Here is a 26,992-nt window from a genome sequence, read left to right on the forward strand (position 1 = left end):
TTTTTGGAGCCCAGGATGACGCTGACGCGCTCGTGCAGCTTGGTGGGCGGGATGTCCAGAATGCGTTGTTTGCCGTTGGTGGCCGCGCCACCGGCTTGCTCTATGAGCCAGCTCATGGGGTTGGCTTCGTACATCAGGCGCAGCTTGCCGGCCTTTTCGGGTTCGCGCTTGTCCCAGGGGTACATGAAGATGCCGCCGCGGGTCAGGATGCGGTGCACGTCGGCCACCATGGAGGCGATCCAGCGCATGTTGAAGTCCTTGCCGCGCGGGCCTTCCTTGCCCGCCAGGGCCTCGTCGATGTAGCGCTTGACCGGCGCATCCCAGTGGCGCATGTTGCTCATGTTGATGGCAAATTCCTGGGTGTCTTGCGGAATCTGCATGTTTTCCTGCACCAGCACGAAGGAGCCCTGCTCGCGATCCAGCGTGAACATGGCGACGCCGTCGCCCACCGTCAGTACCAGCGTGGTCTGTGGACCGTAGATGCAGTAGCCGGCCGCGACCTGCTTGTTGCCGGCCTGCAAAAAGTCCTTTTCTTCGACACCCGCATCGCCGTCGGGCTTTTTGAGCACGCTGAAAATGGTGCCAATGCTGACGTTCACGTCGATGTTGCTGGAGCCGTCGAGGGGGTCGAACAGCAGCAGGTACTCGCCCTGGGGGTAGCGGTTGGGCACCACATAGATGCTGTCCATCTCTTCAGACGCCATGGCCGCCAGGTGGCCGCCCCATTCGTTGGCTTCGATCAGCACCTCGTTGGCGATGATGTCGAGCTTTTTCTGGACTTCGCCCTGCACGTTTTCACTGCCGGCGGTGCCCAGCACGCCACCGAGCGCGCCTTTGTTGACGGCCTGGCTGATGCTTTTGCAGGCACGCGCCACCACTTCGAGCAGCAGGCGCAGCTGCGAAGGAATGTGGCCCTCCATGCGCTGCTGCTCCACCAGGTAGCGGGTCAGGGAGATTTTTTGGGACATTGGAAACTCCAGTCGTCGAAATTAGAAAATCAGATCAATTGCCGCCGGGCTGCCCCAAGGCGTGTACCAGCAGGGGCCGCGGAACCGGCTTTGCCGGGCCGCAAGGCGCAGCGACCCCCTCGGGGGGCAGCGTAGTACACGAAGTGACAAGCGTGGGGGCATATATTCAATCAGCCAGCGCACGCGAAACGACTTCCTGCGTGTCTTTGCTCAGATCGGTTTTGGCGGCCACGCGGGCGATGGCTTCGCGGGCGGCGCTGCGGTAGGGTTCGGCGAGCTTTTTCCAGCGGTCCAGCGCGCGGGCCAGGCGGGCGGCGACCTGCGGGTTGATGGCGTCCAGCTCCATCACACGGTCGCTCCAGAACACATAACCGGCAGCATCGGCACGGTGAAAGGCGGCCGGGTTGGCTTGGCAGAAGGTGGTGATGACGCTGCGGGCCCGGTTCGGGTTGCGCAGGCTGAAGTCGGCGTGCTTCATCAACTGGCGCACGGCGGGCAGGATGTTGCCGCCACGGTCCGGCGCGCCGGCCTGCAGGCCAAACCACTTGTCAATGACCAGCGCCTCGTCCTTGAACATGGCATGAAAGTGGGGCAGGGCCTGGGCTGCCAGCGCATGGCCGCTGGACACCAGCGCGGCCAGGGCGTTGAAGCGGTCGGTCATGTTGCCGGCATCCTTGAAGCGCTGCAGCGTTTTGCCGGGCCACACGGTATCGCCGGTCGTCATCGCGGCCAGGCACAGCTGCGACAGCGCCATGCCGGCCAGTGCGCGCCGGCCCGACGACAGGGGATCGGGCGTGTAGGCGCCGTTGTCCTGGTGAGCCTCGTAGACCTGCTGCCAGTCGTCGGCCAGCGCCACGGCGAGCTGCTGGCGCATCGCCTCGCGCACGGCGTGAATGCGCTGCGGGTCGACCACGTCGAGTTGCTCGGCGAGATAGATTTCAGAGGGCAAGGTGAGCACCAGCTCCTTGAATGCGGCATCCAGCGCGGGATGGCGCAGCACGCTGCGCATGGCTTCCACGAAAGCATCATCGAGCGGTGCAGCCCCTACTGGATAAGCGACGGCAGCTATTGATTTAATAGCGCGGTTGACGGCCAGGCGCTGGCCGGCTTCCCACCGGTTGAAGGGGTCGCTGTCGTGGGCCAGCAGATGCAGCAACTGGGCGTCGGTGTAGTCGAACTCCAGCACCACCGGGGCGGTGAAGCCGCGCAGGATGGACGGCACGGGCTCGGTGGCTACATTCACAAAAGTCAGCGTTTCGCTGGCCTGCGTCAGCACCACGGTGCGTGAGGTGCCCACTGCGGCCGCTTCGTGGGCCAGTTGCAGCGGCAGGTCTGCACCGTCGGCGCCCACCAGGCCCAGGCCCACGGGAATGACAAACGGCTCCTTGACCGGCTGGCCGGCGGTGGGCGCGCAGCTTTGCGCCAGCGTCAGGGTGTAGGTGCGCGCTGCAGTGTCATACACGCCCTGGGCGTGCACGCGCGGCGTGCCGGCCTGGCTGTACCAGCGCTTGAACTGCGGCAGCAGGCGCGCCAGGTCCGAACCGGGATTGGCGTCGGCAATCGCCTGCGCAAAGTTGTCGCAGGTCACGGCCTGGCCGTCGTGGCGCTCGAAGTACAGCGTCATGCCCTTGGCAAAGCCGTCCCTTCCGACCAAAGTCTGCATCATGCGCACGACTTCGGCGCCTTTTTCGTAAATCGTGACGGTGTAGAAGTTGCTGATCTCGATGTAGCTGTCGGGGCGCACCGGGTGCGCCATCGGGCCGGCATCTTCGGGGAACTGGGCGGTGCGCAGCACGCGCACGTCTTCAATGCGCTTGACGGCCCGGGCGGAAGGCTCGCCGCACAGGTCTTGCGAGAACTCCTGGTCGCGGAACACCGTCAGCCCTTCCTTGAGGCTGAGCTGGAACCAGTCGCGGCAGGTGACGCGGTTGCCGGTCCAGTTGTGGAAGTACTCGTGGCCGACCACCGATTCGATGTTGGCGTAGTCGGTGTCGGTGGCCGTGGCCTGGCTGGCCAGCACGTACTTGGTGTTGAAGATGTTCAGGCCCTTGTTTTCCATGGCGCCCATGTTGAAGTCGCTGGTCGCGACGATCATGAAGCGCTCCAGGTCCAGCGGCAGGCCGAAGCGGGCTTCGTCCCAGGCGACGGAGTACATCAGCGAGTTCATCGCGTGCTCGGTCTTGTCGAGGTCGCCCGGGCGCACAAAGACTTGCAGCAGGTGGTCCTTGCCGGCGCGCGAGGTGATGCGCTGTTCGCGCGCGACCAGTTGGCCGGCCACCAGTGCAAACAGGTAGCTCGGTTTTTTGTGCGGGTCCACCCATTTGGCGAAATGGCGCGGGCCGTTGGGGCCGTTTTCCAGCACGCCTTGCTCGACCAGGTTGCCGTTGGACAGCAGCACCGGGTATTTGGCCTTGTCGGCACGCAGCGTCACGCTGTAGCTGGCCATCACGTCGGGGCGGTCCAGGAAATAGGTGATGCGGCGAAAGCCCTCGGCCTCGCACTGGGTGAAGAAGGAGTCGTTGCTGACGTACAGGCCCATCAGCTTGGTGTTCTTGGCGGGCACGCAGGTGGTGAAGATCTCCAGCTCGAACGGCTCGCTGCCCTCGGGCAGGTTCTCCAGCACCAGCTGGCTGCCTTCCATCTTGAACGAGGTGCCCTGGCCGTTGACCAGCACGCGGGCCAGGTTCAACTCCTCACCGTCCAGCTTGAGCGGCTGGGCGGCCACCTCGGCATTGCGGCGCAGCGTCATCTTGTTGAGCACGCGCGTTTTGGCCGGATCAAGGTCAAAACACAGGTCGACGGTGTCTATCCAGTAGGCGGGCGCAGTGTAGTCGGCACGGTTGATGGCCGTGGCCGGCCCCTGTCCATCACGCAGTTGCAGCATGGAGCTTCCCCAAAAAGTTGGTGTTCATGAGTTCGTTGTAGTCGCGCACGCTGGCCATCACGTGTGGGCCGGCGAGTTCTTCGGGGCTGTGGCTGGTGCAGACCGCCACGGCCCGCATCCCCGCGCGGCGCGCGGCTTCTATGCCAAAGGGCGCATCTTCAAAAACGATGCAGGCTGCGGCCGGCGTGCCCATGCGCCGCGCCGCTTCCAGGAAGATGGCGGGTTCGGGTTTGCCGGGCAGTCCTTCGTCGCCGCCGACGACCGCATGGGGCGCCGGCTGCATGTCAAGCCGTGCAAAGGCAAATGCGATGTTGTGTTTGTCGCCCGCGGTTCCCACGCCCACTTTCAGCCCCTGCGCCGCCGCCAACCGGGCAAAGGCCTTGAAGCCCGCCACTTCGGCAAACACCGGCGTGAACAGCTCGCGGTAAATGTCTTCTTTTTCCGCAATCAGAACCCAGGCCTCTGACGCTTGGATGTCGCGCTGAAACAGCTCGTTCATGCACTCCGCGCCGGTGCGTCCGGTGGTGCGGCGCAGCATGTCGGCCACATCCATTTCGATGCCGTGCCGGCGTGCGAACTCGATCCATGCCTTGGCATGCCAGGGCATGGAGTCGATCATGGTGCCGTCCATGTCGAAGATCAGGGCTTCGGTCTTGGGGTGCCGGCTCATCAGACGCCCTGTTTCAGGGAGGCTTCGATAAAGGGGTCCAGGTCGCCATCGAGCACTTTTTGCGTGGCCGAGGTCTCGTAGTTGGTGCGCAGGTCCTTGATGCGGCTCTGGTCGAGCACGTAGCTGCGAATCTGGTGGCCCCAGCCCACATCGGTCTTGCTGTCTTCGAGCTTTTGCTGCTCCGCCTGGCGTTTGCGCATCTCGTGATCGTACAGGCGCGAGCGCAGGCGTTTCCAGGCCACGTCGCGGTTGCTGTGCTGTGAACGGCCGTCCTGGCACTGCACCACGATGCCGGTCGGAATGTGCGTCAGGCGCACTGCGGAGTCGGTCTTGTTGATGTGCTGGCCGCCAGCGCCGCTGGCGCGGAAGGTGTCGGTGCGCACGTCCGACGGGTTGATTTCGATCTCGATCGAGTCGTCAATTTCCGGGTACACAAACACCGAGGCGAAGGAGGTGTGGCGACCGCCGGATGAGTCGAACGGCGACTTGCGCACCAGCCGGTGCACGCCGGTTTCGGTGCGCAGCAGGCCGAAGGCATACTCGCCCTCGATCTTGATGGTGGCGCCCTTGATGCCGGCGGTGTCGCCCGGCGACTCATCTTCGACCTGGGTCTTGAAGCCCTTGCGCTCGGCATAGCGCAGGTACTGGCGCAGCAGCATGCTGGCCCAGTCGCAGGCCTCGGTGCCGCCGGCGCCGGCCTGGATGTCCAGGAAGGCGTTCATCGGGTCGGCTGGGTTGTTGAACATCCGGCGGAATTCCATCTGCTCGACTTCCGTGGCGATCTTGGCGGCTTCGGTTTCGATGGCCAGCAGGCCGGCCTCGTCGCCTTCCTCCTTGGACATGTCAAACAGCTCGGTGCTGTCCGAGAGCTCGGCGGCCAGGTGGTCCAGCGTCAGGACCACGCCTTCGAGTGATTTTTGCTCGCGGCCCAGCTCCTGGGCGCGCTTGGGGTTGTCCCAGACCTTGGGATCTTCCAGGGCCGCGTTGACTTCGTTTAACTTGCGCGCCTTGCCAGCGTAGTCAAAGATACCCCCGAAGTTCATTCACCCGGGCGATCAGGTCGGTGATTTGGTTGCCAATGGTGTTGATGTGTTCTGCTTCCATGATGTGTATCCAGGTTATCTGTCAGGTTTGATTCGGGCCCATGCAGCCCCCGGGATCAAGCCCGAATCGCTGCTGTAACCTGTGATTTTCTCATGCCAGGAAGTTTTCAATCAAATGTGCCAATTGGGCGGGCTGGTCGTGGTGCAGCATGTGGCCTGCATCGCCAATGACCGCGGTGCTCGCCTGGGGCACCCGCTTGAGCCTTTCGTGGTACTCGGCCAGGCTGTACAAGCCCCGCCACCACCGGCTCAGGGAGTCGTCGGACGCCTCAATGGCCAGCGTGGGGGCGCTGATGCACTGGTAGATCTCCATCATTTCATCCAGGCGGTAGAGCTGGGCGCTGGTGATTTTGTGCCCGGCGTCCCCCAGAATCTGCCATGTCCCGTCGGCGTCAGGCCGGGCCCAGTGGCGGGCCAGCCAGTCGGCCTTGTCCGCCGGCAGCCGCGGGTTGGTCTTCATCAGGCGCCGCGCCACGCCGCTGGCGTCGTCATAGCCTTTGAGGGCCATCTCGCCGCGGTGCAGGCTTTTGAGCTCATCCATCCATTTGGCATAGCGCCCGGGGGCCTGGCTGGGCCGGGTGGCCGGCAGGCCAAAGCCTTCCAGGTTGACCAGCTTGCGGATGCGCTGGGGCCGAACACCGCTGTAAATCATGGCCACATTGCCGCCCATGCTGTGGCCGACCAAATCCACGGCCTGGCCGGGGGCGTAGTGGTCCAGCAAAAAGTCGAGGTCGGCAAGGTAATCGGGAAACCAAAAGTTGTCGGCTTGGCCTGACCCTGTTTGGCCAAAGCCGCGCCAGTCAGGTGCAATGATGACGCGGCCCTGCACAAATGCATCCGAGAAGGCATCGACCATGAACTGGTAGGACGCGCCCACATCCATCCAGCCGTGCACCAGCACCAGCGACGGCAGGGCAGAGGGGGTTTGGGAGGCGTCACCCCAGCGGTGAACGTGGTAGCGCAGCCCGCGTATAGGGACAAACTCGCTGCGGAAAAGGCGTTTTTCTTTGTACATTGGCTAAACCTGAATCTGGCAGTTGAACGCGCCTGAGTGGGCTGTCATGGGGTGGGTTGGCAAGGCGTGACGATGCAGCAGGCTAATGCCTGCAAGGAGGAGCAACGCCGCCAGCGCGCCCCATGGCGGCTCAATCGGGTGCGTAGCGTGGTCATCTCAAAGCGGGCCCTCAAGGGAATCATAAATTTCAGTATTCATGCAATCTAGGCAGCCAGAACAAGCGGTCGGCTGCCAGATTCAGGTTTAATCATAAGGAGACTTGAGTTGAAGCGCAGTCAAAAAAGGGACAAGCCCACCAGTGGGCAACCAGATCAATACGCCCAACTGCACCGCGATTTCCGCTGGCAGGTCGACGAGCACTTCAATATCGCCCAGGTCTGCTGCAGCCGCTGGGCCCGGGCTGCGAGGGATGGCCAATCTGCTACGAAAAGAATAGCTATTCGCGCACATAACACAGGGGCTGAGACCACTTTTCATACATATTCTGAGTTGCAGGCCGCTGCCGATGCCCTGAGCCACGTGCTGGCGGGGCTGGGCGTGCAGCGCGGTGACCGCGTGGCCATCGTGATGCCGCAGCGCTTTGAAACCGCCGTGGCCTACATGGCGGTGTTTCAGATGGGCGCGGTGGCCATGCCGCTGTCCATGCTGTTTGGCCCGGAGGCGCTGCAATACCGGCTGCAGGACAGCGAGGCGGTGGTGGCGATCTGTGATGAAAGTGCCATCGCCAGCATGAAGGCCATCCGGGCGCAATGCCCGGCGCTGCGCACGGTGGTCGCTGTGGGGGCGGCGAAAGGCCAGGGTGATGTGGACTATGAGGCCGCGATGGCCGAACAGAAACGTGCGTTCACGGCCGTCAAGACCAAGGCCGACGAAGCGGCGATCCTGATCTACACCAGCGGCACGACCGGCCCGCCCAAAGGCGCCCTGCTTGCGCACCGTGCGCTGGTCGGCAATCTGCCGGGCTTTATCTGCAGTCAGAACTGGTTCGGGTTCAGCCCTCACCCCTGCCCTCTCCCAGCGGGAGAGGGGGCAGAACGGAGCCCTAACCCTCTACCGGGGCGGCCCGATCGGGACTCCCTCTCCCGCTGGGAGAGGGCAGGGGTGAGGGCGGCCTCCGAGAGCCAAGCCGTGTTCTGGTCCCCCGCCGATTGGGCGTGGACTGGAGGCCTCATGGACGCCTTGCTGCCGACCCTGTATTTCGGCCGGCCCATCGTCGCTTTTAACGGACGCTTCAGCCCCGAACTTGCCTTTGGCCTGATGGAGCAACAAGGCGTCACCCACACTTTTTTATTCCCTACGGCCCTCAAGGCCATGATGAAAGCCTACCCACGGCCGCGCCAGCAGTTCAAGCTCAAGCTGCAGGCCATGATGAGTGCCGGCGAGGCGGTCGGCGACGCGGTGTTTGCCTACTGCCGCGACCAGCTGGGCGTGACGGTCAACGAGATGTTCGGCCAGACCGAGATCAATTACGTCGTCGGCAATTGCTCTCTGTTCTGGCCGGCCAAGCCCGGCAGCATGGGCAAAGGCTATCCGGGCCACCGCGTGGCGGTGATTGATGAAGACGGCCATGAATGTGCTGTGGGCGTTGCGGGCGACGTGGCGGTGAACCGTTATGACGTGCATGGCGAGCCGGACCCGATCTTCTTCCTCGGCTACTGGAAAAAGGACGACGCAAGCCGCGCCAAGTTCACCGGCGACTGGTGCCGCACCGGTGATCTGGCCACGCGCGACGCCGACGGCTACCTCTGGTACGAAGGCCGGGCCGACGATGTGTTCAAGGCGGCGGGCTACCGCATCGGCCCCGGCGAGATTGAAAACTGCCTGGTCAAACACGCGGCCGTGGCCAATGCCGCCGTGGTGCCCAAGCCCGACAGGGAGCGCGGCGCCGTGGTCAAGGCCTATGTGGTGCTTGCTCCTGATTTTGTAGCTGCTCGCGCACAATCCACGCCGACTGTAGATCAATTTGATCTAAAAATTATCGGCGAGCTGCAGGCCCATGTGAAAACCATGCTGGCGCCCTATGAGTACCCCAAGGAGATCGAGTTCATAGCCGCGCTGCCCATGACGACGACGGGCAAGGTGCAGCGCCGGGTGCTGCGGCTGCAGGAGGAGGCGCGCTTCCAGGCGGCCAAGGGTTAACCCGACGCATGCTGCCGTTGATGGGAGGCATCAAAAACGGTGATTGGTCAGCCGGCGATGCCATGCGTAACCTTCGGGCACAACTTAACTTCCCGACGGAGACATTCATGCGCAGCATTGCATTCAAGCCGGTGTTCACGGCCCTGGCCTTCGCCCTGGGCCTGTCCATTTACGCGGCCGCCCAGGCCGGCACGGTCACGGTGATCACCTCCTTCCCGAAGGAGATCACGGACACCTACAGAAAGGCTTTCGAGGCCAAAAATCCCTCGATCAAGCTCGAGATCCTGAACAAAAGCGGGACCGCCTCCATTCCCTACATCCGCGAAACCGCTGCCGGCCAGCGCCCCGACGTGTTCTGGTCCTCGGACGTGGTGGCCTTTGAGGTGCTCGCGCGCGACAAGCTCCTGCAGAAGGCCCCTGAGGCCGGCAACCCGCTGGTTCCCCAAAAGATCGGCACCTACCCGGTCAACGACCCGGAGGGCTTTTACTATGGCCAGGCCTTGTCGGGCTACGGCATCATGACCAACAAGCGCTACATGCAGGCCAACAAGCTGCCGGCGCCCAAGGAGTGGGCCGATCTGACCAAGGGCGTCTATTTTGGCCACGTGGCCGTCTCGTCGCCTTCGCGCTCCGGCACCACCCACCTCACCGTTGAAACGATTCTGCAGGGCGAAGGCTGGGAAAAAGGCTGGACCCAGCTGCTGCAGATTGGCGGCAACTGCGCCGCCGTCACCGACCGCAGCTTCGGCGTGCCCGACGGCGTGAACAACGGCCAGTTCGGCATCGGCCTGGTGATTGATTTCTTTGGCCTGGCGGGCCGGTACTCGGGCTTTCCGGTGGACTTCGTTTATCCCAGCGTCACGTCGGTCGTACCCGCCAGCATTGCGATGATCGCCGGCGGCAAAAACGCCGCCGAGGCCAGCAAGTTCATCGCCTACTCGCTGTCGATGGAAGGTCAGGAGCTCCTGTTCGATCCCAAGATCAGCCGCATGCCGGTGCTCCCCTACTCGGTGGCGGGCCTGAAGGTGCCGGCCGACTACCCCAATATCTACGACATCGCGCGCAAGTCCAAGGTGAAGTTCGACTCGGAGCTGTCCGAGGCACGCTATGCGCTGGTGACCAGCCTGTTCGACCAGACGGTCACCTTCCGCCTGAAAGAGTTGCAGGCGGCGACCAAAGCCATCCATGAAGCCGAGCGCAAACTGGCCGCCAAGCCGAACTCGCGCGCCGCCGAGCTGCTCAAACAGGCGCGCAGTTTTGCCTACACCCCCCTGGTGGACGAGAAGAACGTCAACGACAAGCAGTTCCTGGAGATCTTTCGCAAGAACAAAAAAGACGTGGCCGTTGCCAAGCAGCTGACCGGCCTGGAAGAACTCTGGAACTCCAAAGCCAAGGCCAACTACGCCCGGGCAGAACAACTGGCTGGCGAGGCTGCTGCGCTCATCAAGTAAAGGCTTCTCAGTAAATGACTTCCTCATCAACCGTGAACTCGCCGGTGCTGCCGGCAGCACCTCGCACCTGGCGGCTACCGGGCGGGCTGGGCGCCTGGCTTGCCGGCCTCGTCATCTTTGCCTTTTTGGCGCTGTTTCTGCTCGCACCCGTCGGGTCGGTGATCTACACCGCCTTCGTGACGGAAGAGGGGCGGCTCACCTTTGGGCATTTCGCCAATTTCTTCGGGCAGTCCCTGTTCAGGGAGTCGTTCGTCAACAGCATGCTGGTGGCCGTGTTCTCCGTGGTGTTCGCTTCGCTCATTGCGATTCCCCTGGCCTACCTGACGGTGCGCTTTGAGTTTCGCGGGGCGTTGATCATCCAGACGCTGGGCATCTTGCCGCTCATCATGCCGCCGTTCGTGGGGGCTGTGGCTTTGCAGTTGATCTTCGGGCGCAGCGGCTCGGTCAACCTCCTGCTCGATCAATGGTTCGGGTTTACCGTCCCGGTCATGGAAGGCCTGGCCGGTGTCGTATTTGTCGAAAGCCTGCACTACTTCCCCTTCATCCTGCTGAACCTGGTCGCGTCTTTGCGCAACATCGATGGCGCCATGGAAGAGTCGGCGCAAAACCTGGGTTGCACGGGTTTTCGGCTGTTTCGCCGCGTGATTTTCCCGCTGGCCATGCCCGGTTTCCTCGCCGGGGCGTCCCTCGTCTTCGTGAAGGTGTTCGATGACCTGGGCACCCCGCTGGTGATGGGCACGACCAATATGCTCGCGCCCCAGGCTTACCTGCGCATTACTTCGGTGGGCGTGGATGACCCGCTGGGCTACGTCATCAGCGTCATCATGATTGTCTTTTCGATCCTGGCCATGTGGCTGGCGGCCCGGGTCATGAAAGGACGCGACTACTCGACCCTGCAAAAGGGCGGCAACAGCATCCAGCGGCGGCAGCTGACGGCCTGGCAAACCGCCATCGCCTACTTCTGGATCGGGCTGGTGCTGGTGGTGGTGCTGTCACCGCATCTGGGCATCCTCTTGATGAGCTTTGCCAAGGTCTGGAGCTTCTCCGTTCTGCCGGATGCCTACACGCTGCAGCATTACGCCACGGTGTTCAACGACTCCGGCCGCATGATCAGCAACACGCTCCTTTACTGCGGCCTGGCCGCCGGCTTGGACGTCGTCATCGGCACGGCCATTGCCTACCTGATCCTGCGCACCCAACTGCCGGCGCGCCAATGGCTGGACTGGGCCTCGTCCATCGCACTGGCGATTCCCGGTCTGGTCCTGGCGATTGGCTACCTGCGCATCTTCAAGGGCATGGAGGTTCCGTTTGGCGACACGCCCATCACCGCCACCTGGGTCCTGATCATGATTGCCTATGCCGTGCGGCGCCTGCCTTACGCGCTGCGTTCCTGCTACGCGGCGCTGCAGCAGGTGCACATTTCGCTGGAGGAGTCGGCGCAGAGCCTGGGCGCCAATCGGCTCAGCACGATACGCCGCATCGTGGTGCCGCTCATGGCGGGCGGTATCCTTGCCGGCTTTGTCACCAGCTTCATCACCGCTGCCGTGGAGCTGTCGGCCACCATCATGCTGACCACGACCGAGTCGAACGCGCCCATGAGCTACGGCATCTACCTGTACATGCAAAGTGTCTCGGGCCGCGGCCCCGGCGCGGCCCTTGGCGTCATCGCCGTGGTGGTTGTCGCGGTGGGCACCTACCTATCCCATTGGGTGGCAGAGCGCTCCAACGCGCGCACCGCCGCCCGTCACGAAGACTGAGAGTAAACATGCTGAAACCCTTGAAAAAAGTGGGCGTCGTTGCGAGACACCTTTCCCTGAGCTACGGAAAAACAGAAGTATTGAAAGACATCAACCTGACGGTGGAGCCCGGCGAGTTTTTCGCGCTGCTGGGCCCCAGCGGGTCGGGCAAGTCCACCCTGCTGCGCCTGATCGCCGGCTTCAACCAGCATCAGGGCGGCTCGCTGCTGATCGATGGCAAGGATGTCTCGGGGACGGCCCCGCACCTGCGCAATGTGGGCATGGTCTTTCAGAACTATGCGCTGTGGCCCCACATGACCGTGTGGGACAACGTCGCATTCGGCCTGGTGGAGCGCAAACTCGACAAGCAGATCATCCGGCAAAAGGTCGAGGACGCGCTGGACCTGGTCGGCTTGAAGCAATACGCCAAGCGGCGTCCCTCCATGCTGTCGGGCGGCCAGCAGCAGCGGGTCGCGCTGGCACGCACCATCGTGATCGAGCCGCAGGTGCTGCTGCTCGATGAGCCGCTGTCCAACCTGGACAAGCAACTGCGCGTCCAGATGCGGGAAGAGCTCAAGAGCCTGCAGCGCACCTTGGGCATCACGACTATTTTTGTCACGCACGACCAGGAAGAGGCCATGACCACGGCCGACCGCATGGCCGTGCTGGACAAGGGCATCCTGCAGCAGGTGGGCACCGCCGCCGGGCTGTTCGACTTTCCGGGCAACCGCTTCGTGGCGGGCTTTGTCGGCACGGCCAACCTGCTGGAGGGCAGCATCAGCGCCGTCAATGGCGAGACCCTGAATTTCAACGTGAACGGCCTGGGCCCGCTGACCTTCCCGCGTCCGGCCGAGATGACACCGCGGCCCGGCGCCGCTGCCATGGCGTTCCGTCCGCACCAGGTCAGCATCCGGGTGCGCGACGAGCAGGTCGACGCCTCGCGCGTCTGGGTCGAGGGGCGCGTGGAAAGCTCCGAGTTCCTCGGCGAGTTCTCGCGCTACCGCGTGCGCGTGGGCGAGGTCGCGATGGTGGCCGACCAGCCGCACTATTCGGGGCTGGCCATGTTTCCGCCGGGTGCCGAAGTGCGGCTCGGCATCGAGCCGACGCAGGTGCGTTTTCTCGACCGCTGAACGACGACCACCGCGTCGCCGCTCATGGAAATCTACCAACTGCGTGCCTTCGTCACGGTGGCCAAGCTGGGCCATCTGACGCGGGCCGCCGAAGTGCTGCACGTGACGCAGCCGGCCGTCACGGCCCAGATCAAGGCGCTGGAGGAGGAACTGGGCATCACGCTGTTCGACCGGCGGCCGGGTCGCATCATGCTGACCAGGGCCGGCGAGCTGATGCTGGCCGACGCGGAGCAGGTGCTCGCCGCCGCCGGATCGCTGCTCGGCAAGGCCAAGGACATGAAAGGCAAGGTTACGGGCGCGCTGGTGATAGGCACGGTGGGCGATCCGGATTCGCTGCGGCTGGGCTCGCTGCTCAATTCACTGGTGCAGACGCTGCCTTTGCTCGACATCAAGACGCGCCACGGCCATGCCGAGGAGCTGCGCGATCTGGTGGCGGCCGAAGCGCTGCAGGGCGCGTTCTACATCGGGCCCAACATTCCGCGCGAGGTGCTGGGCGTGCCGCTGCAGACCATCCAGTACCGCATCGCCGGGCCGTTCGGCTTTCGCCCGCGCCTGCTGCATGCGGGCTGGCGCGAGATTGCCGGGATGCCGTGGATAGGCGCGCCGGCCCAGCACCATGCGCAGACCCTGCTCAAGGACATGTTCGCCCGCCAGGGGCTGACGCCCAATACCGTGCTGGAGTCGGACGAGGCGGCCTCGCCGCACAGCCTGGTGCGCTCGGGCGTGGGGCTGGCGCTGCTGCGCGAGGACATCGCGGTGCCGGCCAGCGAGCGCGACGAGGTGGTGATCTGGCCGCACACGCGCGTGGCGGCGCTGCTGAGCTTTATCTACCCTAAAACCGCGGAGCACGACCCGGCGGTGATCGCCACCTTGTCGCAGCTGCGCACCATCTGGGGACTGACGCACTGAGCGGGTTCAGGAAAGGGGCTTAATAACGCTGTGCGGCCTGTACCGGCTCGGCCACATAAATCTCCACGCGGCGGTTGGCAGCGCGGCCCTGTGCCGTGTTGTTGTCGGCCACCGGTTCACGCGCGCCACGGCCATCCGTGACGATGCGGGTGCGCGCCACGCCACGGCTGACCAGGTAATCGCGGGCACTGTCTGCGCGGTCCACCGACAGGGGGTTGTTGATGGCGTCGGAGCCGGTGCTGTCGGTGTGGCCAATGATGGTGACCGTGGTGACCTGGTGCTGGTTCAGGCTGGCGGCAAACTGGTTGAGCACCGGCACGAAGTTGGGCTTGATGGCAGAGCGGCCCACGTCAAAGGACACGTCGCTGGGGATGTCCAGCTTGAGCCGGTTGTCGGCGGTCTGGCTGACGGCCACGCCAGTGCCGGCGGTGGCTTTTTCCATCGCGGCTTTTTGTTCCTGCATGTTTTTGGACCAGAGGTAGCCGCCGCCTGCACCCACCGCACCGCCGAGCACCGCGCCGGTCGCAGCGCCTTTGGAGCCCCCGGTGGCCGCACCGATCAGCGCGCCCGCCACGGCGCCGATGCCGGCGCCCTGGGCCGTTCCGCGCTGGGTTTCCGTCATGTCGGCGCAGCCCGACAGGACGCCGAGGGCCAGTGCGACGCAGGTCATGGAAGAGAGAATAGGTTTCATTTTTGAGTTCTCCGGGTGGTTGATACGAAGTTCCATTAAAGCGTTTGTGAATGTAGGTTGATCCATTTAAGGGTATCAATTTGTAAAACAAATGCCCGTCTTGTTGCCGGCTGCAACGCTGGCGCGAAGCCTTTAAACTCGGCCTCTTCCGATGCGATGCCGCAGGCGCGGCCCGTTTTTGCAGAAACTGTTTCAACCCAAAAAACATGAATCAAGTTCAACTCGGCTCCAGCGACCTTCACGTTACCCCCATCTGCCTGGGCACCATGACTTTTGGCGAACAGGTCAACGAAGCGACCGCGCATGCCATCTTGGGCCGCTCTTTGGAGCGCGGCGTTAATTTCCTCGACACGGCCGAAATGTATTCGGTGCCCGCGCGCGCCGAGACCTGCGGCGCCACTGAAACCATCCTCGGCAACTGGTTTGCAAAGAACCCCGGCGTGCGCAGCAAGCTGGTGCTCGCCACCAAGGTGGCCGGCCCCTCGCGCGGCATGCCCTGGGTGCGCGACGGCAGCGGCATGACGGCGAAGGATATCGTGGCCTCGTGCAACGCCAGCCTCCAGCGCCTGCAGACCGATGTGATCGACCTCTACCAGATTCACTGGCCCGAGCGCCATGTGCCGGCTTTCGGCGCTCTGTACTACAACCCCGCACTCGAACGCTCGGCCACCTCGATTCATGAGCAGCTCGAGGCCCTGGGCGGCTTGGTCCAGGCCGGCAAGGTGCGGGCCATTGGCCTGTCCAACGAAACGCCCTACGGCGTGCACGAATTTGTGCGGCTGGCCGAGCAGCATGGCCTGCCGCGCGTGGCCACGGTGCAAAACCCGTACTGCCTGATCAACCGCACCGTGGAAAACGGTCTGGACGAAACCATGCACCGCCTGGGGGTGTCGCTGCTGGCTTACTCGCCGCTGGGCTTTGGCCTGCTGACGGGCAAGTACGACCAGTCGGGCACGGAAGGCCCGGACGCTCCGAAAGACGCGCGCATCGCCAGGTTTGAGTCGGTGCGCAAGCAGCGCTGGGGCCGCCCGGAAGCGCTGGCCGCCGCGCGCCGCTACAACGCGCTGGCCCGCGAGCATGGCCTGACGCCGGCGCGCATGGCGCTGGCGTTTTGCTACACCAAGTGGCAGGTGGCCAGCACCATCATTGGCGTGACTTCGGTGGCGCAACTCGATGAGGATCTGGACGCTTGGGGCACCACCCTGTCGCCCGAGTTGCTTGCAGTCATTGATGCGATCCGCTGGGAACTGAGGGACCCGGCGTTGTAATGGATTTGTCATTCTGAGCCCTTCGACTTTGCTCGAGACAGGCTCTGCGAAGAATCTTCGTTGGGTTTGTCATCCTGAACGAAGTGAAGGATCTCTGGTTCGCACGGAAGATCCTTCACTTCGTTCAGGATGACAGGCTGCTTGGAATGGCAGGCAAGAACATGAGCAAAAAAGAGCACGTTTCCGAAACTCCGGCCACCCAGTTCCTCAAAGCGAACAAGGTGGCCTTTACCGAACACCCCTACGAGTACCTGGAGCACGGCGGTGCGCAGCACAGTGCCGAAATGTTGGGCTTCGATCCCTTCACCGTCGTCAAGACGCTGATCATGCAGGACCAGGACGCCAGGCCGCTGGTGGTGTTGATGCATGGCAACCGCAAGGTGTCGACCAAAAATCTCGCTCGCCAGATCGGCGCCAAGTCGGTGGAGCCCTGCAAGCCCGAAGTCGCCAACCGGCACAGCGGCTATCTGGTCGGTGGCACCTCGCCCTTCGGCACGCGCAAGGTCATGCCGGTGTACATCGAGGAAAGCATTCTGGCCTTGCCTAAAATCGCCATCAACGGCGGGCGGCGCGGCTACCTGGTCGGCATAGCCCCGCAGGTATGCGTTACGCTGCTGGGTGCAAAATCGGTGCAATGCGCCCTGGCGGAATAAAAAAGAGGAGAGTGATTTGAACTATTTGTCCCCGGCTTTGTACCCGGTCGTTGCGGTGCTGGCGGCCTACCTGGTGGGCTCGCTGTCATTTGCAGTCATTGTCAGCAAACTCATGGGGCTGAACGACCCGCGCAGCTACGGCAGCAAAAACCCCGGCGCGACCAACGTGCTGCGCTCGGGCAACAAGACCGCGGCAGTCGTCACCCTGCTGCTCGACGCGCTCAAAGGCTGGCTGCCCGTGGCGCTCGTCCAATGGTTCGGCAAAGACCACGGCCTGGGCGACGGCAGCCTGGCCGCGGTCGGCCTGGCGGCCTTTCTGGGCCATCTGTACCCGGTGTTTTTCAGATTCAAGGGGGGCAAGGGGGTGGCCACGGCGGCCGGTGTGCTGTTCGGAATCAGCTGGGTGCTGGGCCTGGCAACGCTGGCGACCTGGCTGATCGTCGCGTTCTTTTCCCGCTACTCCTCGCTGGCAGCCCTGGCATCGGCGGTGTTCGCGCCGTTTTATTACCTGCTGGGCGACCGCGCCGCGTGGTATGCCGACAAGCGCATAGCGCTGGCCATTTTGGTGATGAGCGCCTTGCTGGTGTACCGGCACCGCGAAAACATCAGCAAGCTGCTGCAAGGCAAGGAATCGAAGCTGGGTGCGAAAAAGAAGGACTGAACCGAGTCGCTATTGTTTTGATAGCTTATGGCGCTTTATAACTGCGGGTTGCAGTCGCTTTTTGTCTAGAAGCGCTTGACCAGAATCAGCTCGTCATTGGTGCGGCTCATCTGGAAACGCGTCAAAAAGCTGTTGCCCAGCAAAATAAAAGGCATGTCGCGCGCGGCCACCACGGCGGCCACGTTGAACACTTCCACATCGCCCACGCGCACCGAACCGAGCATGGTCTGCCAGCCGAGCACCACGCCATTGGCCGTGCTCAGCTGGACGCGGTGGCCTGATTTGTAGTCCACGCCCATGCGCTCGGCATCCGCCACCGTCATCGAGACGGAGGTGGCTCCGGTGTCCACCAGAAACTGCGCCGCCCTGCCGTTGATCTGGCCCTGCGTCATGAAGTGCCCGCCGCTGCCGGCCGTGAGCACAATCTTGTTGCCCTGTCCGGTCTGGGTGCCCGTGCCGCCGCCCGCGCCAACGCTCACGGGGGCATCGCCCACCCGCAGGGTCTGGCGTTTACCCGCCAGCTCCACCACGGCCTGGTCGCCAGCGGTCGAAACCACCTTGACGCCCTGGTGCGTTTCCCCCGGGGCCACCGTTTTGGGCGCGCCGCCGTTGACCACCAGCAAGGCCTTGCTGCCCAGCATGCCGGCCAGCGCCACGGACTGGGCATAAGCCGCGCCGTGCAGCAGCGCGAACGCTGCCAGCAGGAGCGCAACGCCGGAGGCACGCTTGGGAAACATATGTTTAATCCCTGAAATTATCAAAGCTCAGCGGAAGATCCTTGATGTCAGCCCGGATCAGGGCCATGGCCGCCTGCAGGTCGTCGCGCTTGGCGCCTGTAACGCGAACCTTGCCTTCCTGAATGGAGGCCTGGACTTTCATCTTGCTGCCCTTGATGAGCTGCTGGATTTTCTTGGCCTGCTCGGTTTCGATGCCGTCGCGCACCTTGGCGACCTGTTTGACCTTGTCGCCGCCTATTTTTTCGATTTTGCCGACGTCCAGGAAGCGCACGTCCACGCCGGCCTTGGTGAGTTTGTTGCGCAGGATGTCGTTGATCTGCTCGATCTGGAAGTCGCTGTCGCCAATCAGCGTGATGTCCTTGTCTTTCAGTTCAATCGCGGCGGCGGTGCCTTTGAAATCAAAGCGCGTCCCGATTTCTTTGCTGGTGTTTTCAACGGCATTTTTGACCTTGACCAGATCGGTTTCAAGCACAGTATCGAAGGAAGGCATGGTGCGGATTCTTTGTTGGGAATAAAGAGAGAGGGAAAGGGGGAGAAGGCGGAAGAAGGCGGAAGAAGGGGTGAGACAATCCCCGCATGTTAGTCGAGAAAAACGTTCCGCTCCAGTTTTCCAACACCTTTGGCATCGTGGCCAAGGCGCTCTCGCTGGTCCGGGTGGCCAGCGAGGCGGATGTGGCCGCCGTGCTGGCCGATCCCGTGTTGCAGGCGACCCCGAAGTTTGTGCTGGGCGGGGGCAGCAACATCGTGATCACCGGCGATGTCAAATCGCTGGTGCTCAAGGTCGAAATCATGGGCAAACGCCTGCTGGCTGAAACCGACAAGGCCTGGGTGGTCGAAGCGGGCGCCGGCGAGAACTGGCACGACCTGGTCACCTGGACCCTGCAAATGGGCTACCCGGGCCTGGAGAACCTGGCGCTGATTCCGGGCACGGTGGGCGCCTCGCCGGTGCAAAACATCGGTGCCTATGGGGTGGAGCTGCAAGACCGCTTCGAGTCGCTGGACGCGGTGGACCTGAGCACCGGGAAAAGCTTCACCCTGAACGCCGCGCAATGCGCGTTTGGCTACCGTGATTCGGTTTTCAAGCATGCCAGCGGGGGACCGGGTGGTTTTGGCCTGGCGGACAAGGCCCTGATCACGCGGGTGCGCTTTTCGCTGCCCAAGCCCTGGAAAGCCGTGCTGGGTTATGCCGATCTGGATAAAAAGATGGCCCAGTCCGCATCGGGCGTGCCTGACCCGCTACAGATTTATGAGTGGATCTGCGAGATCCGGCGCGCCAAGCTGCCCGACCCCAAGGTGATTGGCAACGCCGGGAGTTTTTTCAAAAACCCGACCGTCTCGCCCGAGCAGTGCGCCGACATCATCGCGCGCGAGCCCAAAATCGTTCACTACCAGCTGGCCAATGGCTCGGTCAAACTGGCGGCGGGCTGGCTGATTGATGCCTGCGGCTGGAAGGGCAAGTCCATCGGCAATGCCGGCGTGTATGAAAAGCAGGCGCTGGTGCTCGTCAACCGGGGTGGTGAGACGAACCCGGTCACCGGGGGCGAGGTCATGACGCTGGCCAAGGCCATCCAGACCAGTGTGTACGAACGTTTTGGCATCCGGCTGGAGCCGGAGCCGGTGGTGGTTTAGTGGGGCGGCTTGGCAAGGTCTACACCGGGCCGGAAGTCGCCATCTGGCGTCGGCTGGTGCTGCGCTATTCCCGCGCACTGGCGGGCGGATTGATTTTCATCTGGCTGTGCTTGCTGCTGGGCGGCGTGGCGGGCTGGCGCTCGCCGGCGGGTTTGACCAGTGTGACCTTTGCGCTGTTCGCCTTCATGGCTGTGGTGGCGGTCTGGGCCAGCCGCGAACGGGAGCGGCTCGTGCGCGAGGCACCGCTGCCACAGTTTCTCAAGCGCAAGCTGCGCGATGCCTACCCCCATCTGAGCGCAAAAGACACCGAACTGGTCGAGCGCGGCCTGCGGCAGTTTTTTCTGGCATGCGTGCGCAGCAAGGGAAAGTTTGTGGCGATGCCTTCGCGCGTGGTCGACAGCATGTGGCACGAGTTTATTTTGCACACCCGTGCTTACCGGGAGTGGTGCGATCTGGTGCTAGGCCGCTTCATGGACCATGTGCCGGCCGAAGTGCTCGGCAGGAAGGCCTCCACCAATGACGGTCTGCGCCGCGCCTGGTACTGGGCTTGCCGCGATGAAGCCATCCAGCCCCGAGCGCCCAGCCGCCTGCCGCTGCTTTTCGCGCTCGATGCGAAGCTGGCGATTGCCAATGGCTTTCACTACTTGCCCGACTGTCGCGACATTGCGCAGGGCGGCGCGCAGGGCAGCGCTGCTTACTGCGGCGAGAGCTTCTCGGACGGCAGCTATAGCGGCGATGCGGGCGGTTTTGGTGGCGCCGAAAGCAGCAGTTCCGGCGAAGGCGGCGGCGACAGCGGCGATGGCGGCAGCGGATGTGGTGGTGGCTGCGGAGGAGGCGGAGATTGAGCCGGCGGCCGGCTTCTTCTCTCTACCCGTCGCTCATGGGTGCAGCCTTTGCGCGGCTTTCACAGCCTGGCGGGGCGAATCGGGCTGCAGGGACAGGTGGAAACCGAAGCGCCGCAAACACGCCTGGCGCGTCTTGTCGCTTTTTGCCTGGGCACGCCACGCCAGCGCAGCGAAGGCCCGATCCGGTTTGAACTTGATGCCCACCCCGACGGCGAAACCTGGACGCGCCATTTCCCGCAGCGCGTGATGCGCTCATGCCTGCGCCTGCGCGACGGCATGCTGGTGGAGCAGCTCGGCGCCGCGCGGCTGGGCTTTGACCTTGCCGAGCAGGGCGGCACGCTGGTCATGCAACTGCGCACGCTGCATGTCTTTGGCGTGCCGTGCCCGCGCTGGCTGATGCCGCGCGTGCACGCTGTAGAAATCGGTCAAGGCCGGGAGCTTCACTTCCAGGTCAGGGCCGCATTGCCGTGGATTGGCGTCGTTGCCGGCTACCGCGGCCACCTTAACCTCGCCACGGCACAGCGCACACCATGATTGTTGTGTTTGATGCGCAATGCCTGCTGTGCAATGGTTGGGTGCAGTTTCTGCTGCGCCACGACAAGCGCCGCGTGTTGCGTTTTGCATCCATACAGGGCGCACAAGGCCAAGCCTTTCTGACGCGGGTCGGGCTGAAGGTCGAGGGCTTGCAGACGCTGCTGCTGGTCGATGGCGTTCGCACCTGGCAGCACACAGCCGCCATCTTGCGTGTGCTCCATGCGCTGGGCAGCCCATGGCGCCTGGCGTGGATGGCCTGGCTGATACCGGCCCCGCTGCGCGATGCGCTTTACCGCTTGGTTGCCCGTCATCGCTACCAATGGTTTGGCCGCAGCGAGACCTGCCTCATGCCGCCAGCGGATTACGCGCAGCGCTTTCTTAATTGACATGGGTGTTAATAAGCTGATGGCCCAAGCCACCCCATTTGGGCGGCTTTTGCTTATTTATTGAGCAGTTTTGGCGGATTTTGGTTGCTTCACGTTGGTATCGTTCACTCATGACATGCCACCGCGACAGCTCCTTTCCTCTCTCGTACCACGACTCCAGGGGAGTGTCCCTGACCATCTTCTACGCTCTGCAGCATAGGGTGGTACCCGAGCTGCCATGCCTGCATGCCTGGGGAAGTATTTCTCATCGCCCCTAGAATTCGCCGACTAGACCAGTCAAGGTGCCGACCAGACTGTGTAATGATTCAGGACGTGCACTGAGATGCTCAATTGGGGAGGAAAGTAGTGGCATTGCGATTTAGAAAGTCCATTAAATTGGCACCTGGTGTGCGCTGGAACTTTAGTGGTTCCGGCTCCAGCTGGACACTCGGGCCCCGGGGAGCGTCAATCGGCATTGGCAAGCGCGGCACTTATCTGAATACCGGAATACCAGGAACCGGGCTGTCGTCCAGAACGAGACTTTCAGGCGACTCCTCTCGCCCGGCGGCGTCTAACATTTCAAGGACGACTCAACCATCCACGTCAGTACAGATGACGTGCGGCATTTCCGAAGATGGGACGCTTACTTTCACCGACGCCAGTGGCAATCCAATGCCAGAGCAGGTCGTGGAACTAGCCAAGAAGCAAAACCGTGAGGCCATTCAGGGGCTGATTCAAACCAAGTGCGACGAGATAAACGGTCGCGTAGAGGTATTGGGGAAATTGCATTGCGACACTCCCGATTGCAAGGGAGCGCCACGGTTTCGGGCTCCAGAATTTGCGTCGCAGCCACCAGTGTCGCCAGTCCCCAAAGTCCCCGGTTTCATTGACAGGCTTTTTAAATCACGTGCTGCGCGCATTGAAGAGGTGAATAGGCTGGCGGCTGAGAAGTACGAGGCAGCCCGTGCAACTTGGGTACGGGACAAGGGAGAGTTTGACGCGCAAATGGCAGAAAGGCGCTATTTCGTCGAAAGGCTCATTTACACAGACGTTCCTGCCATGGAGCGATTCTTGGAAGAGAGCTTACAGGACATTACTTGGCCCAGAGAAACAGAAGTTGATTTTGATATCAATGACGGGGGCGCAACTGTTCATCTCGACGTTGATTTGCCTGAGCTCGAAGACATGCCAGCCAAGCTGGCAGCTGTGCCCACCCGAGGATTGAAACTCTCGGTGAAAGAAATGGCGGCCGGCAAAGTTCAAAAACTTTACAGCGACCATGTACATAGCATTGCTTTTCGCCTTATCGGGGAGGTCTTTGCGGCATTACCTCAGTCTCAACTTGTGACGTTTTCAGGGTACTCACAGCGGCGCAGTAAGACAACGGGACAGTTGTCCAATGAGTACCTCATATCGGTTCGGGTCCAACGCACTGACTGGCAGCGGGTGGACTTTCAGGGGCTGAGCGCCATAGAAGCGGCCCAAGCACTTTCGAGATTTGACCTGATACGCAACCAATTGAAGTCAGGGCACTTCAAGGAAATCACGCCCCATCAAACATGAGGAAACTATGACCAAAGCACTTACTGTGGTGCTGTGGGTGGACGCGTCTCAACACAGCGATAGCGGCTATCAAGGACATTGTTCCTGAGCAAACTTCGAAAAAGAACTGCTTCGGCAGTTGGAGGCAGATCCTTCACGAAGCCTGCATTTTTGAAGTCCAGAAAGAGAAGTACTCCGCTGGCAAGGGAGTTGCCCTTTTGTATCGGTATCGGAGCAAAGTCCAAGAGAAGGTCGGGGGTAGCGGCACGGCCCCGATTTCGAGCCAATTCGCCCCAAAAAAGGGGCGGCGCAAGGTGGTGTGTAGTTTTCTTTTCTCGTCATCCGAAATTCACGCAACTTGTTGATTTATAAGGATTTTCCCCATCAACTTATTAGCACTCATTGACATGAAAAAACCACCTGGCGGTGGCTTTTTTTGTGGTCGATATTGTTTTTATAGCTGGTTGCGCCCGTCAAACCTTGATCTGGCCGAAATAATGCCGCTCGATCTCTTGATTTGATGGGCGACTCATGGCTGGTGGTTAACGCATGAAAAGGAAGTCACCGTCTCAAGCTAACCGCGAGTCAAACGACTTGCCGCAATCGGCATCAAAGTGCCACGATGGAGAAGTCAAATTTTCAACCTGCAGTCCAGTCTTCGGTCTGCAAGTCGCTTACCCGCTGGAATGCCTGGTCGTTGGTCACCAGCACAGCACCGAGGCTCAATGCGTGTGCGCCAATCAGCATGTCGAGCGGCGCAAGCAATTTACCCTGACGCTCCATGTCGGCCCGCACAATCCCGTAGTGCTCCGCAACGGCAGTGTCCCACGGCAATACATCAACACGCCTCAATAACTCTCGCACCGCCAGATGGAGCTGTTTTGCAGCAGGCCGCTTCGCCAAGCCAAACAGCAACTCACCTTCAGTGATGGCTGAGATGCACAAAGACGCCATCGGCGTGGCAGTCACTCGCCGCACGATAGCTGGATGCATCTTGATGAGGTGACTCACCGCGTTGGTGTCGAGCATGTAGAGCATCAACCCATCCCATTGAATGGGTCACGGCTCTGCGCTCCCTGATCACGCTCCGTAGCGCTCAAAAAATCAGAGGGAACGTCAGCACCCTTCAGCGCGGCGAAGAAGCCATCCCAGGTTGCTGGCCTGCGTGACAAGATGACATCGCCGGTTTCCGCATCTTGGCGGATGTAAACCTCTTTGGTGTCGAACCGATAAGCCGCAGGCAGGCGCACCGCCTGGCTGCGGCCATTGGTGAACAGTTTGGCTACTTGGTCCATGGTTAACTCCTGATTAAGAGTGATATACCAAAGTATATGCCAAAATGCCTTTGTCAAATTGATGGCTGCCTGCGCTCGTCATGACTGTGCGCCGCAGCTACTTCTCACTTGCTTTTCGAGCTTCCCAACTGCGGTATGGCATCTCCCGAGCCGGCTGACAGCAGCCCCACCTTGGTGTAAATGCCCAGCTTGTCGCGCGTGTCGACGATGTCCAGGTTGCGCATGGTCAGTTGGCCGATGCGGTCCAGCGGGCTGAAGGGGGCGTCTTCAACTTTTTCCATGCTCAGCCGCTCGGGCTTGTAGGTGAGGTTGGGGGAGTCCGTGTTGAGCAGCGAGTAGTCGTTGCCGCGGCGCAGCTCTATCGTCACTTCGCCGGTGATGGCGCGCGCCACCCAGCGCTGTGCGGTTTCGCGCAGCATGATGGCCTGCGGGTCGAACCAGCGGCCCTGGTAGAGCAGGCGGCCCAGGCGTCGGCCGTTGTCGCGGTACTGCTCGATGGTGTCTTCGTTGTGGATGCCGGTGACCAGGCGCTCGTAGGCGATGAACAGCAGGGCCAGGCCCGGGGCCTCGTAGATGCCGCGGCTCTTGGCTTCGATGATGCGGTTCTCGATCTGGTCGCTCATGCCCAGGCCGTGGCGGCCGCCGATTCGGTTGGCTTCGAGAATCAGCTCCACGGGGTTCGCGAAGGTCTTGCCATTGAGCGCCACGGGCTGGCCTTCCTCGAAGCGCACGGTGACTTCCTCGCGCTTGACTGCGACCTCGTCCTTCCAGAAGGCCACGCCCATGATCGGGTTCACGATCTTCATGCCGCTGTTCAGGTGCTCCAGGTCTTTGGCCTCGTGCGTGGCGCCCAGCATGTTGGAGTCGGTCGAATAGGCCTTCTCGGCCGACATCTTGTAGCCAAAGCCGGCCTGGGTCATGAAGGCCGACATCTCGGCGCGGCCGCCCAGTTCGTCGATGAACAGCTGGTCCAGCCAGGGCTTGTAGATTCTGAGCTTGGGGTTGGTGAGCAGGCCGTAGCGGTAAAAGCGCTCGATATCGTTGCCCTTGAAGGTGCTGCCGTCGCCCCAGATGTTGACATCATCTTCTTTCATCGCGGACACCAGCATGGTGCCTGTGACGGCGCGGCCCAGCGGCGTGGTGTTGAAGTAAGTGACGCCTGCCGTCGTGATGTGGAAGGCGCCGCTTTGCAGCGCGGCAATGCCTTCGGCGGCGAGCTGGCTGCGGCAATCGACCAGGCGCGCCTTTTCGGCGCCGTACTGCATCGCCTTGCGCGGGATCTCGTCGTAGTCCGGCTCATCGGGCTGGCCCAGGTTGGCCGTGTAGGCGTAGGGGATGGCGCCCTTGAGCTTCATCCAGTGCAGCGCGGCGCTGGTGTCCAGGCCGCCGGAAAAAGCGATGCCGACTTTCTGGCCGGCGGGAAGGTTTTGAAGAATGGTGGGCATGGTGGGGACCGTCAAATTTGAGTTCAGCCGAAGTGGCAGATGTAGTGGTAGGCCTCGTAACCCTGGGCAACGCGGATCTCGAACGCCGCGTTGCCGGGCACGCTGAATTTCTCGCCGGCGGCGGATTGGACCCAGGCATCGCTGCCGGCCAGCTTGTACTCGCAGGCACCGGCCACGCATTCCATGATTTCGGGCGCGCCGGTGTTGAAAGTCAGCGTGGCGGGGAGGATCACGCCGACTGATTTCTTCGTGCCGTCCGGGAAGGTGATGCCGTGGCTGACGCACTTGCCGTCGAAGTACACATTGGCCTTGGTCGTGACGGCGACGCCGTCGATCTTGTCGGTGCTCATGGACTGGGCTGCTTTCTTTGCTTGGGCTTGGGGTGAGGGTGTCTGCGGTCACCTGCGATTACAGAAGTTGCGTGGCTGCCGGAATGCCGTGGCACCACTTGCCTCGCCGCAAACGGGGTGAATTTGCGCGTGTTTGTCGGGATAAAGCGTCAATTCTAGGGCATTGACGCAAGGGGTTTCCTGCCGGGTAAGTCAGCAGGCCCCAGGCCGGGCTGCCGGCCATCGTCACGGCGCGTTTGGCCGCTTAAAGCCTGTTTAACGCCAGTGGTGGTGGCCCCGGTAGTGGGTGTAGCCGAAGTTGAGCGAGATGCCCACGGGCGGGTAGTAGGGGCGGGCGTAATAGCCTGGGTAGTAGGCCGGGTACACCGGCGCCACCATGGCCGGCTGTACATACGCCGGTTGCACATAGGTGGGCTGGACATAAACGGGCTGAGCCGGTGCGGGCTGCACATAGCCGGACTGGAATGCCGGCTGGGGCGGTGCCGTGATCGCGCCGACCGGCGTGACCTGCAGCCTCACATACAGGCCCGGATCACTGGGCATTTGCGCGCTGTACTGCTTGCCGGCGTATTCATACACCACGTTGTAGTGGCTGGTCTGGGTTTCATAGCTGGTCTGGATACCGCATTGCTGCACGTTCTGCACCTGGGTGCGGGGGCCTTCAATGCTGTCGCCCACCATGGCGCCGCCTATCAGCCCGATCACGGTGGCCAAGGCCCGGCCGTCACCGTGCCCCACGGCATTGCCCATGGCGCCACCCGCCAGCGCGCCCATCAGCGCACCGGCGCCGGAGCGGGGCGCTTCAACCACCACGGGTTGGGTGTTGCAGACCTGGCGCTGCACCGCGACCTGCTGCTGGACCGGGGTGCTCGAAATGACGCGCGCCATGATGTCGGTCGCCGAGGCGCTGACGGCCCACAGGCCCGATGCCGCGGCGACGGCGGACAAAACAAGTGTTTTTTTCATGATGGA

27 protein-coding genes and 1 pseudogene are annotated in these 26,992 nt (G+C 62.4%); 14 read left to right on the forward strand and 14 right to left on the reverse strand.

The genetic code is table 11. The features are described from left to right. The 5 genes from V6M61_RS07290 to V6M61_RS07310 form a co-directional block, all read right to left on the reverse strand. Positions 1-968, reverse strand: a 968-nt coding sequence (locus V6M61_RS07290) for a class 1 fructose-bisphosphatase (protein ID WP_332775904.1), incomplete at its 3' end; no start/stop codon positions are given. 166 nt (positions 969-1,134) lie between these two features. After that, the gene (gene pepN, locus V6M61_RS07295; RefSeq protein ID WP_332775905.1) at positions 1,135-3,852 is read right to left on the reverse strand and encodes an aminopeptidase N; all 2,718 of its coding nucleotides are present in this window, start codon (positions 3,850-3,852) and stop codon (positions 1,135-1,137) included. Further along, complete coding sequence (locus V6M61_RS07300; protein ID WP_332775906.1) at positions 3,836-4,522, reverse strand: HAD family hydrolase; 687 nt, start codon at positions 4,520-4,522, stop codon at positions 3,836-3,838. Before V6M61_RS07300 ends, pepN begins: the two co-directional genes overlap by 17 nt. Beyond that, positions 4,522-5,626 (reverse strand): peptide chain release factor 2 gene (gene prfB, locus V6M61_RS07305; protein WP_332775907.1). Its coding sequence is split into 2 segments (ribosomal slippage): positions 4,522-5,544 and positions 5,546-5,626, totalling 1,104 coding nucleotides; the frame shifts between segments, so codons are not numbered across the junction. Before prfB ends, V6M61_RS07300 begins: the two co-directional genes overlap by 1 nt. A 90-nt stretch (positions 5,627-5,716) precedes the next feature. Further along, on the reverse strand, positions 5,717-6,640 hold the full coding sequence (locus V6M61_RS07310; protein ID WP_332775908.1) for an alpha/beta fold hydrolase: 924 nt from the start codon (positions 6,638-6,640) through the stop codon (positions 5,717-5,719). Between the two features lie 264 nt (positions 6,641-6,904). On the opposite strand from V6M61_RS07310, the gene V6M61_RS07315 reads away from it, so the two are divergent. From V6M61_RS07315 to V6M61_RS07335, 5 genes are all read left to right on the forward strand, one after another. After that, positions 6,905-8,779 carry an acyl-CoA synthetase gene (locus tag V6M61_RS07315; protein ID WP_442957744.1) on the forward strand — a complete coding sequence of 625 codons (1,875 nt, stop codon included), beginning with the start codon at positions 6,905-6,907 and terminating at the stop codon, positions 8,777-8,779. A gap of 107 nt (positions 8,780-8,886) precedes the next feature. Further along, complete coding sequence (locus V6M61_RS07320) at positions 8,887-10,230, forward strand: ABC transporter substrate-binding protein (protein ID WP_332775909.1); 1,344 nt, start codon at positions 8,887-8,889, stop codon at positions 10,228-10,230. Positions 10,231-10,244: 14 nt separating this feature from the next. Continuing rightward, positions 10,245-11,987 carry an ABC transporter permease gene (locus V6M61_RS07325; protein ID WP_332775910.1) on the forward strand — a complete coding sequence of 581 codons (1,743 nt, stop codon included), beginning with the start codon at positions 10,245-10,247 and terminating at the stop codon, positions 11,985-11,987. Between the two features lie 20 nt (positions 11,988-12,007). After that, the gene (locus tag V6M61_RS07330; RefSeq protein WP_332775974.1) at positions 12,008-13,096 is read left to right on the forward strand and encodes an ABC transporter ATP-binding protein; all 1,089 of its coding nucleotides are present in this window, start codon (positions 12,008-12,010) and stop codon (positions 13,094-13,096) included. A gap of 24 nt (positions 13,097-13,120) precedes the next feature. Then, the gene (locus V6M61_RS07335) at positions 13,121-14,005 is read left to right on the forward strand and encodes a LysR family transcriptional regulator (RefSeq protein ID WP_332775911.1); all 885 of its coding nucleotides are present in this window, start codon (positions 13,121-13,123) and stop codon (positions 14,003-14,005) included. A gap of 19 nt (positions 14,006-14,024) precedes the next feature. Here the strand turns inward: V6M61_RS07335 and V6M61_RS07340 are convergent, their stop codons facing one another. Further along, on the reverse strand, positions 14,025-14,696 hold the full coding sequence (locus tag V6M61_RS07340) for an OmpA family protein (RefSeq protein WP_332775912.1): 672 nt from the start codon (positions 14,694-14,696) through the stop codon (positions 14,025-14,027). A 35-nt stretch (positions 14,697-14,731) separates the two neighbouring features. Beyond that, positions 14,732-14,917, reverse strand: a complete 186-nt coding sequence (locus V6M61_RS07345; protein WP_332775913.1) for a hypothetical protein — start codon at positions 14,915-14,917, stop codon at positions 14,732-14,734. Between V6M61_RS07345 and V6M61_RS07350 the strand changes: the two genes are divergently transcribed. The 3 genes from V6M61_RS07350 (at position 14,903) to plsY (ending at position 17,278) form a co-directional block, all read left to right on the forward strand. Next, entirely contained in the window at positions 14,903-15,964 is a 1,062-nt protein-coding gene (locus V6M61_RS07350) for an aldo/keto reductase (protein ID WP_332775914.1), read from the forward strand. The genes V6M61_RS07345 and V6M61_RS07350 overlap by 15 nt on opposite strands. 161 nt (positions 15,965-16,125) lie before the next feature. Continuing rightward, the gene (locus V6M61_RS07355) at positions 16,126-16,617 is read left to right on the forward strand and encodes an aminoacyl-tRNA deacylase (protein ID WP_332775915.1); all 492 of its coding nucleotides are present in this window, start codon (positions 16,126-16,128) and stop codon (positions 16,615-16,617) included. A 25-nt stretch (positions 16,618-16,642) separates the two neighbouring features. Then, entirely contained in the window at positions 16,643-17,278 is a 636-nt protein-coding gene (plsY, locus tag V6M61_RS07360; protein ID WP_332775975.1) for a glycerol-3-phosphate 1-O-acyltransferase PlsY, read from the forward strand. A 65-nt stretch (positions 17,279-17,343) separates the two neighbouring features. On the opposite strand, the gene V6M61_RS07365 is transcribed toward plsY, so the two are convergent. Together V6M61_RS07365 and V6M61_RS07370 are read right to left on the reverse strand one after the other, a co-directional pair. Continuing rightward, complete coding sequence (locus tag V6M61_RS07365; RefSeq protein ID WP_332775916.1) at positions 17,344-18,015, reverse strand: retropepsin-like aspartic protease family protein; 672 nt, start codon at positions 18,013-18,015, stop codon at positions 17,344-17,346. 4 nt (positions 18,016-18,019) lie between these two features. Further along, positions 18,020-18,505, reverse strand: coding sequence for a YajQ family cyclic di-GMP-binding protein (locus V6M61_RS07370; protein WP_332775917.1), 486 nt, complete (start codon positions 18,503-18,505; stop codon positions 18,020-18,022). 86 nt (positions 18,506-18,591) lie between these two features. On the opposite strand from V6M61_RS07370, the gene murB reads away from it, so the two are divergent. From murB to V6M61_RS07400, 6 genes and pseudogenes are all read left to right on the forward strand, one after another. Continuing rightward, complete coding sequence (gene murB, locus V6M61_RS07375) at positions 18,592-19,644, forward strand: UDP-N-acetylmuramate dehydrogenase (protein ID WP_332775918.1); 1,053 nt, start codon at positions 18,592-18,594, stop codon at positions 19,642-19,644. Next, the gene (locus V6M61_RS07380; RefSeq protein ID WP_332775919.1) at positions 19,644-20,489 is read left to right on the forward strand and encodes a glycine-rich domain-containing protein; all 846 of its coding nucleotides are present in this window, start codon (positions 19,644-19,646) and stop codon (positions 20,487-20,489) included. The genes murB and V6M61_RS07380 overlap by 1 nt, the downstream gene beginning before the upstream one ends. Before the next feature lie 39 nt (positions 20,490-20,528). Further along, entirely contained in the window at positions 20,529-21,023 is a 495-nt protein-coding gene (locus tag V6M61_RS07385; RefSeq protein ID WP_332775920.1) for a DUF4166 domain-containing protein, read from the forward strand. After that, entirely contained in the window at positions 21,020-21,409 is a 390-nt protein-coding gene (locus tag V6M61_RS07390) for a thiol-disulfide oxidoreductase DCC family protein (protein WP_332775921.1), read from the forward strand. Before V6M61_RS07385 ends, V6M61_RS07390 begins: the two co-directional genes overlap by 4 nt. Before the next feature lie 345 nt (positions 21,410-21,754). Beyond that, a pseudogene (locus tag V6M61_RS07395) lies at positions 21,755-21,910 on the forward strand (DUF4236 domain-containing protein); the annotation flags it as partial. 165 nt (positions 21,911-22,075) lie between these two features. Continuing rightward, entirely contained in the window at positions 22,076-22,951 is an 876-nt protein-coding gene (locus V6M61_RS07400) for a DUF4236 domain-containing protein (protein ID WP_332775979.1), read from the forward strand. Between the two features lie 618 nt (positions 22,952-23,569). On the opposite strand, the gene V6M61_RS07405 is transcribed toward V6M61_RS07400, so the two are convergent. The 5 genes from V6M61_RS07405 to V6M61_RS07425 form a co-directional block, all read right to left on the reverse strand. After that, the gene (locus tag V6M61_RS07405) at positions 23,570-23,968 is read right to left on the reverse strand and encodes a type II toxin-antitoxin system VapC family toxin (RefSeq protein ID WP_332775922.1); all 399 of its coding nucleotides are present in this window, start codon (positions 23,966-23,968) and stop codon (positions 23,570-23,572) included. Further along, the gene (locus V6M61_RS07410) at positions 23,968-24,225 is read right to left on the reverse strand and encodes an antitoxin (protein WP_332775923.1); all 258 of its coding nucleotides are present in this window, start codon (positions 24,223-24,225) and stop codon (positions 23,968-23,970) included. Before V6M61_RS07410 ends, V6M61_RS07405 begins: the two co-directional genes overlap by 1 nt. 104 nt (positions 24,226-24,329) lie before the next feature. Continuing rightward, positions 24,330-25,670, reverse strand: coding sequence for an argininosuccinate synthase (argG, locus tag V6M61_RS07415; RefSeq protein ID WP_332775924.1), 1,341 nt, complete (start codon positions 25,668-25,670; stop codon positions 24,330-24,332). A 23-nt stretch (positions 25,671-25,693) separates the two neighbouring features. Beyond that, positions 25,694-26,020, reverse strand: a complete 327-nt coding sequence (gene ppnP / locus V6M61_RS07420; RefSeq protein WP_332775925.1) for a pyrimidine/purine nucleoside phosphorylase — start codon at positions 26,018-26,020, stop codon at positions 25,694-25,696. 255 nt (positions 26,021-26,275) lie between these two features. After that, positions 26,276-26,986 carry a glycine zipper 2TM domain-containing protein gene (locus V6M61_RS07425; protein WP_332775926.1) on the reverse strand — a complete coding sequence of 237 codons (711 nt, stop codon included), beginning with the start codon at positions 26,984-26,986 and terminating at the stop codon, positions 26,276-26,278. Positions 26,987-26,992: the final 6 nt, after the last annotated feature.

Origin of the sequence: Polaromonas sp., from assembly GCF_036676035.1 — a bacterium.
Lineage (GTDB): Bacteria > Pseudomonadota > Gammaproteobacteria > Burkholderiales > Burkholderiaceae_C > Polaromonas.

Bases quoted from the DNA above. Each gene is read 5' to 3' on its own strand.
- V6M61_RS07350 (WP_332775914.1), top strand. From the start codon at position 14,903: ATGAATCAAGTTCAACTCGGCTCCAGCGACCTTCACGTTACCCCCATC.
- V6M61_RS07320 (WP_332775909.1), top strand. From the start codon at position 8,887: ATGCGCAGCATTGCATTCAAGCCGGTGTTCACGGCCCTGGCCTTCGCC.
- V6M61_RS07340 (WP_332775912.1), bottom strand. From the start codon at position 14,696: ATGAAACCTATTCTCTCTTCCATGACCTGCGTCGCACTGGCCCTCGGC.
- V6M61_RS07405 (WP_332775922.1), bottom strand. From the start codon at position 23,968: ATGCTCTACATGCTCGACACCAACGCGGTGAGTCACCTCATCAAGATG.
- V6M61_RS07370 (WP_332775917.1), bottom strand. From the start codon at position 18,505: ATGCCTTCCTTCGATACTGTGCTTGAAACCGATCTGGTCAAGGTCAAA.
- V6M61_RS07410 (WP_332775923.1), bottom strand. From the start codon at position 24,225: ATGGACCAAGTAGCCAAACTGTTCACCAATGGCCGCAGCCAGGCGGTG.
- V6M61_RS07425 (WP_332775926.1), bottom strand. From the start codon at position 26,986: ATGAAAAAAACACTTGTTTTGTCCGCCGTCGCCGCGGCATCGGGCCTG.
- V6M61_RS07310 (WP_332775908.1), bottom strand. From the start codon at position 6,640: ATGTACAAAGAAAAACGCCTTTTCCGCAGCGAGTTTGTCCCTATACGC.
- V6M61_RS07300 (WP_332775906.1), bottom strand. From the start codon at position 4,522: ATGAGCCGGCACCCCAAGACCGAAGCCCTGATCTTCGACATGGACGGC.
- V6M61_RS07390 (WP_332775921.1), top strand. From the start codon at position 21,020: ATGATTGTTGTGTTTGATGCGCAATGCCTGCTGTGCAATGGTTGGGTG.
- V6M61_RS07335 (WP_332775911.1), top strand. From the start codon at position 13,121: ATGGAAATCTACCAACTGCGTGCCTTCGTCACGGTGGCCAAGCTGGGC.
- argG (WP_332775924.1), bottom strand. From the start codon at position 25,670: ATGCCCACCATTCTTCAAAACCTTCCCGCCGGCCAGAAAGTCGGCATC.
- pepN (WP_332775905.1), bottom strand. From the start codon at position 3,852: ATGCTGCAACTGCGTGATGGACAGGGGCCGGCCACGGCCATCAACCGT.
- murB (WP_332775918.1), top strand. From the start codon at position 18,592: ATGTTAGTCGAGAAAAACGTTCCGCTCCAGTTTTCCAACACCTTTGGC.
- V6M61_RS07355 (WP_332775915.1), top strand. From the start codon at position 16,126: ATGAGCAAAAAAGAGCACGTTTCCGAAACTCCGGCCACCCAGTTCCTC.
- ppnP (WP_332775925.1), bottom strand. From the start codon at position 26,020: ATGAGCACCGACAAGATCGACGGCGTCGCCGTCACGACCAAGGCCAAT.
- V6M61_RS07325 (WP_332775910.1), top strand. From the start codon at position 10,245: ATGACTTCCTCATCAACCGTGAACTCGCCGGTGCTGCCGGCAGCACCT.
- V6M61_RS07365 (WP_332775916.1), bottom strand. From the start codon at position 18,015: ATGTTTCCCAAGCGTGCCTCCGGCGTTGCGCTCCTGCTGGCAGCGTTC.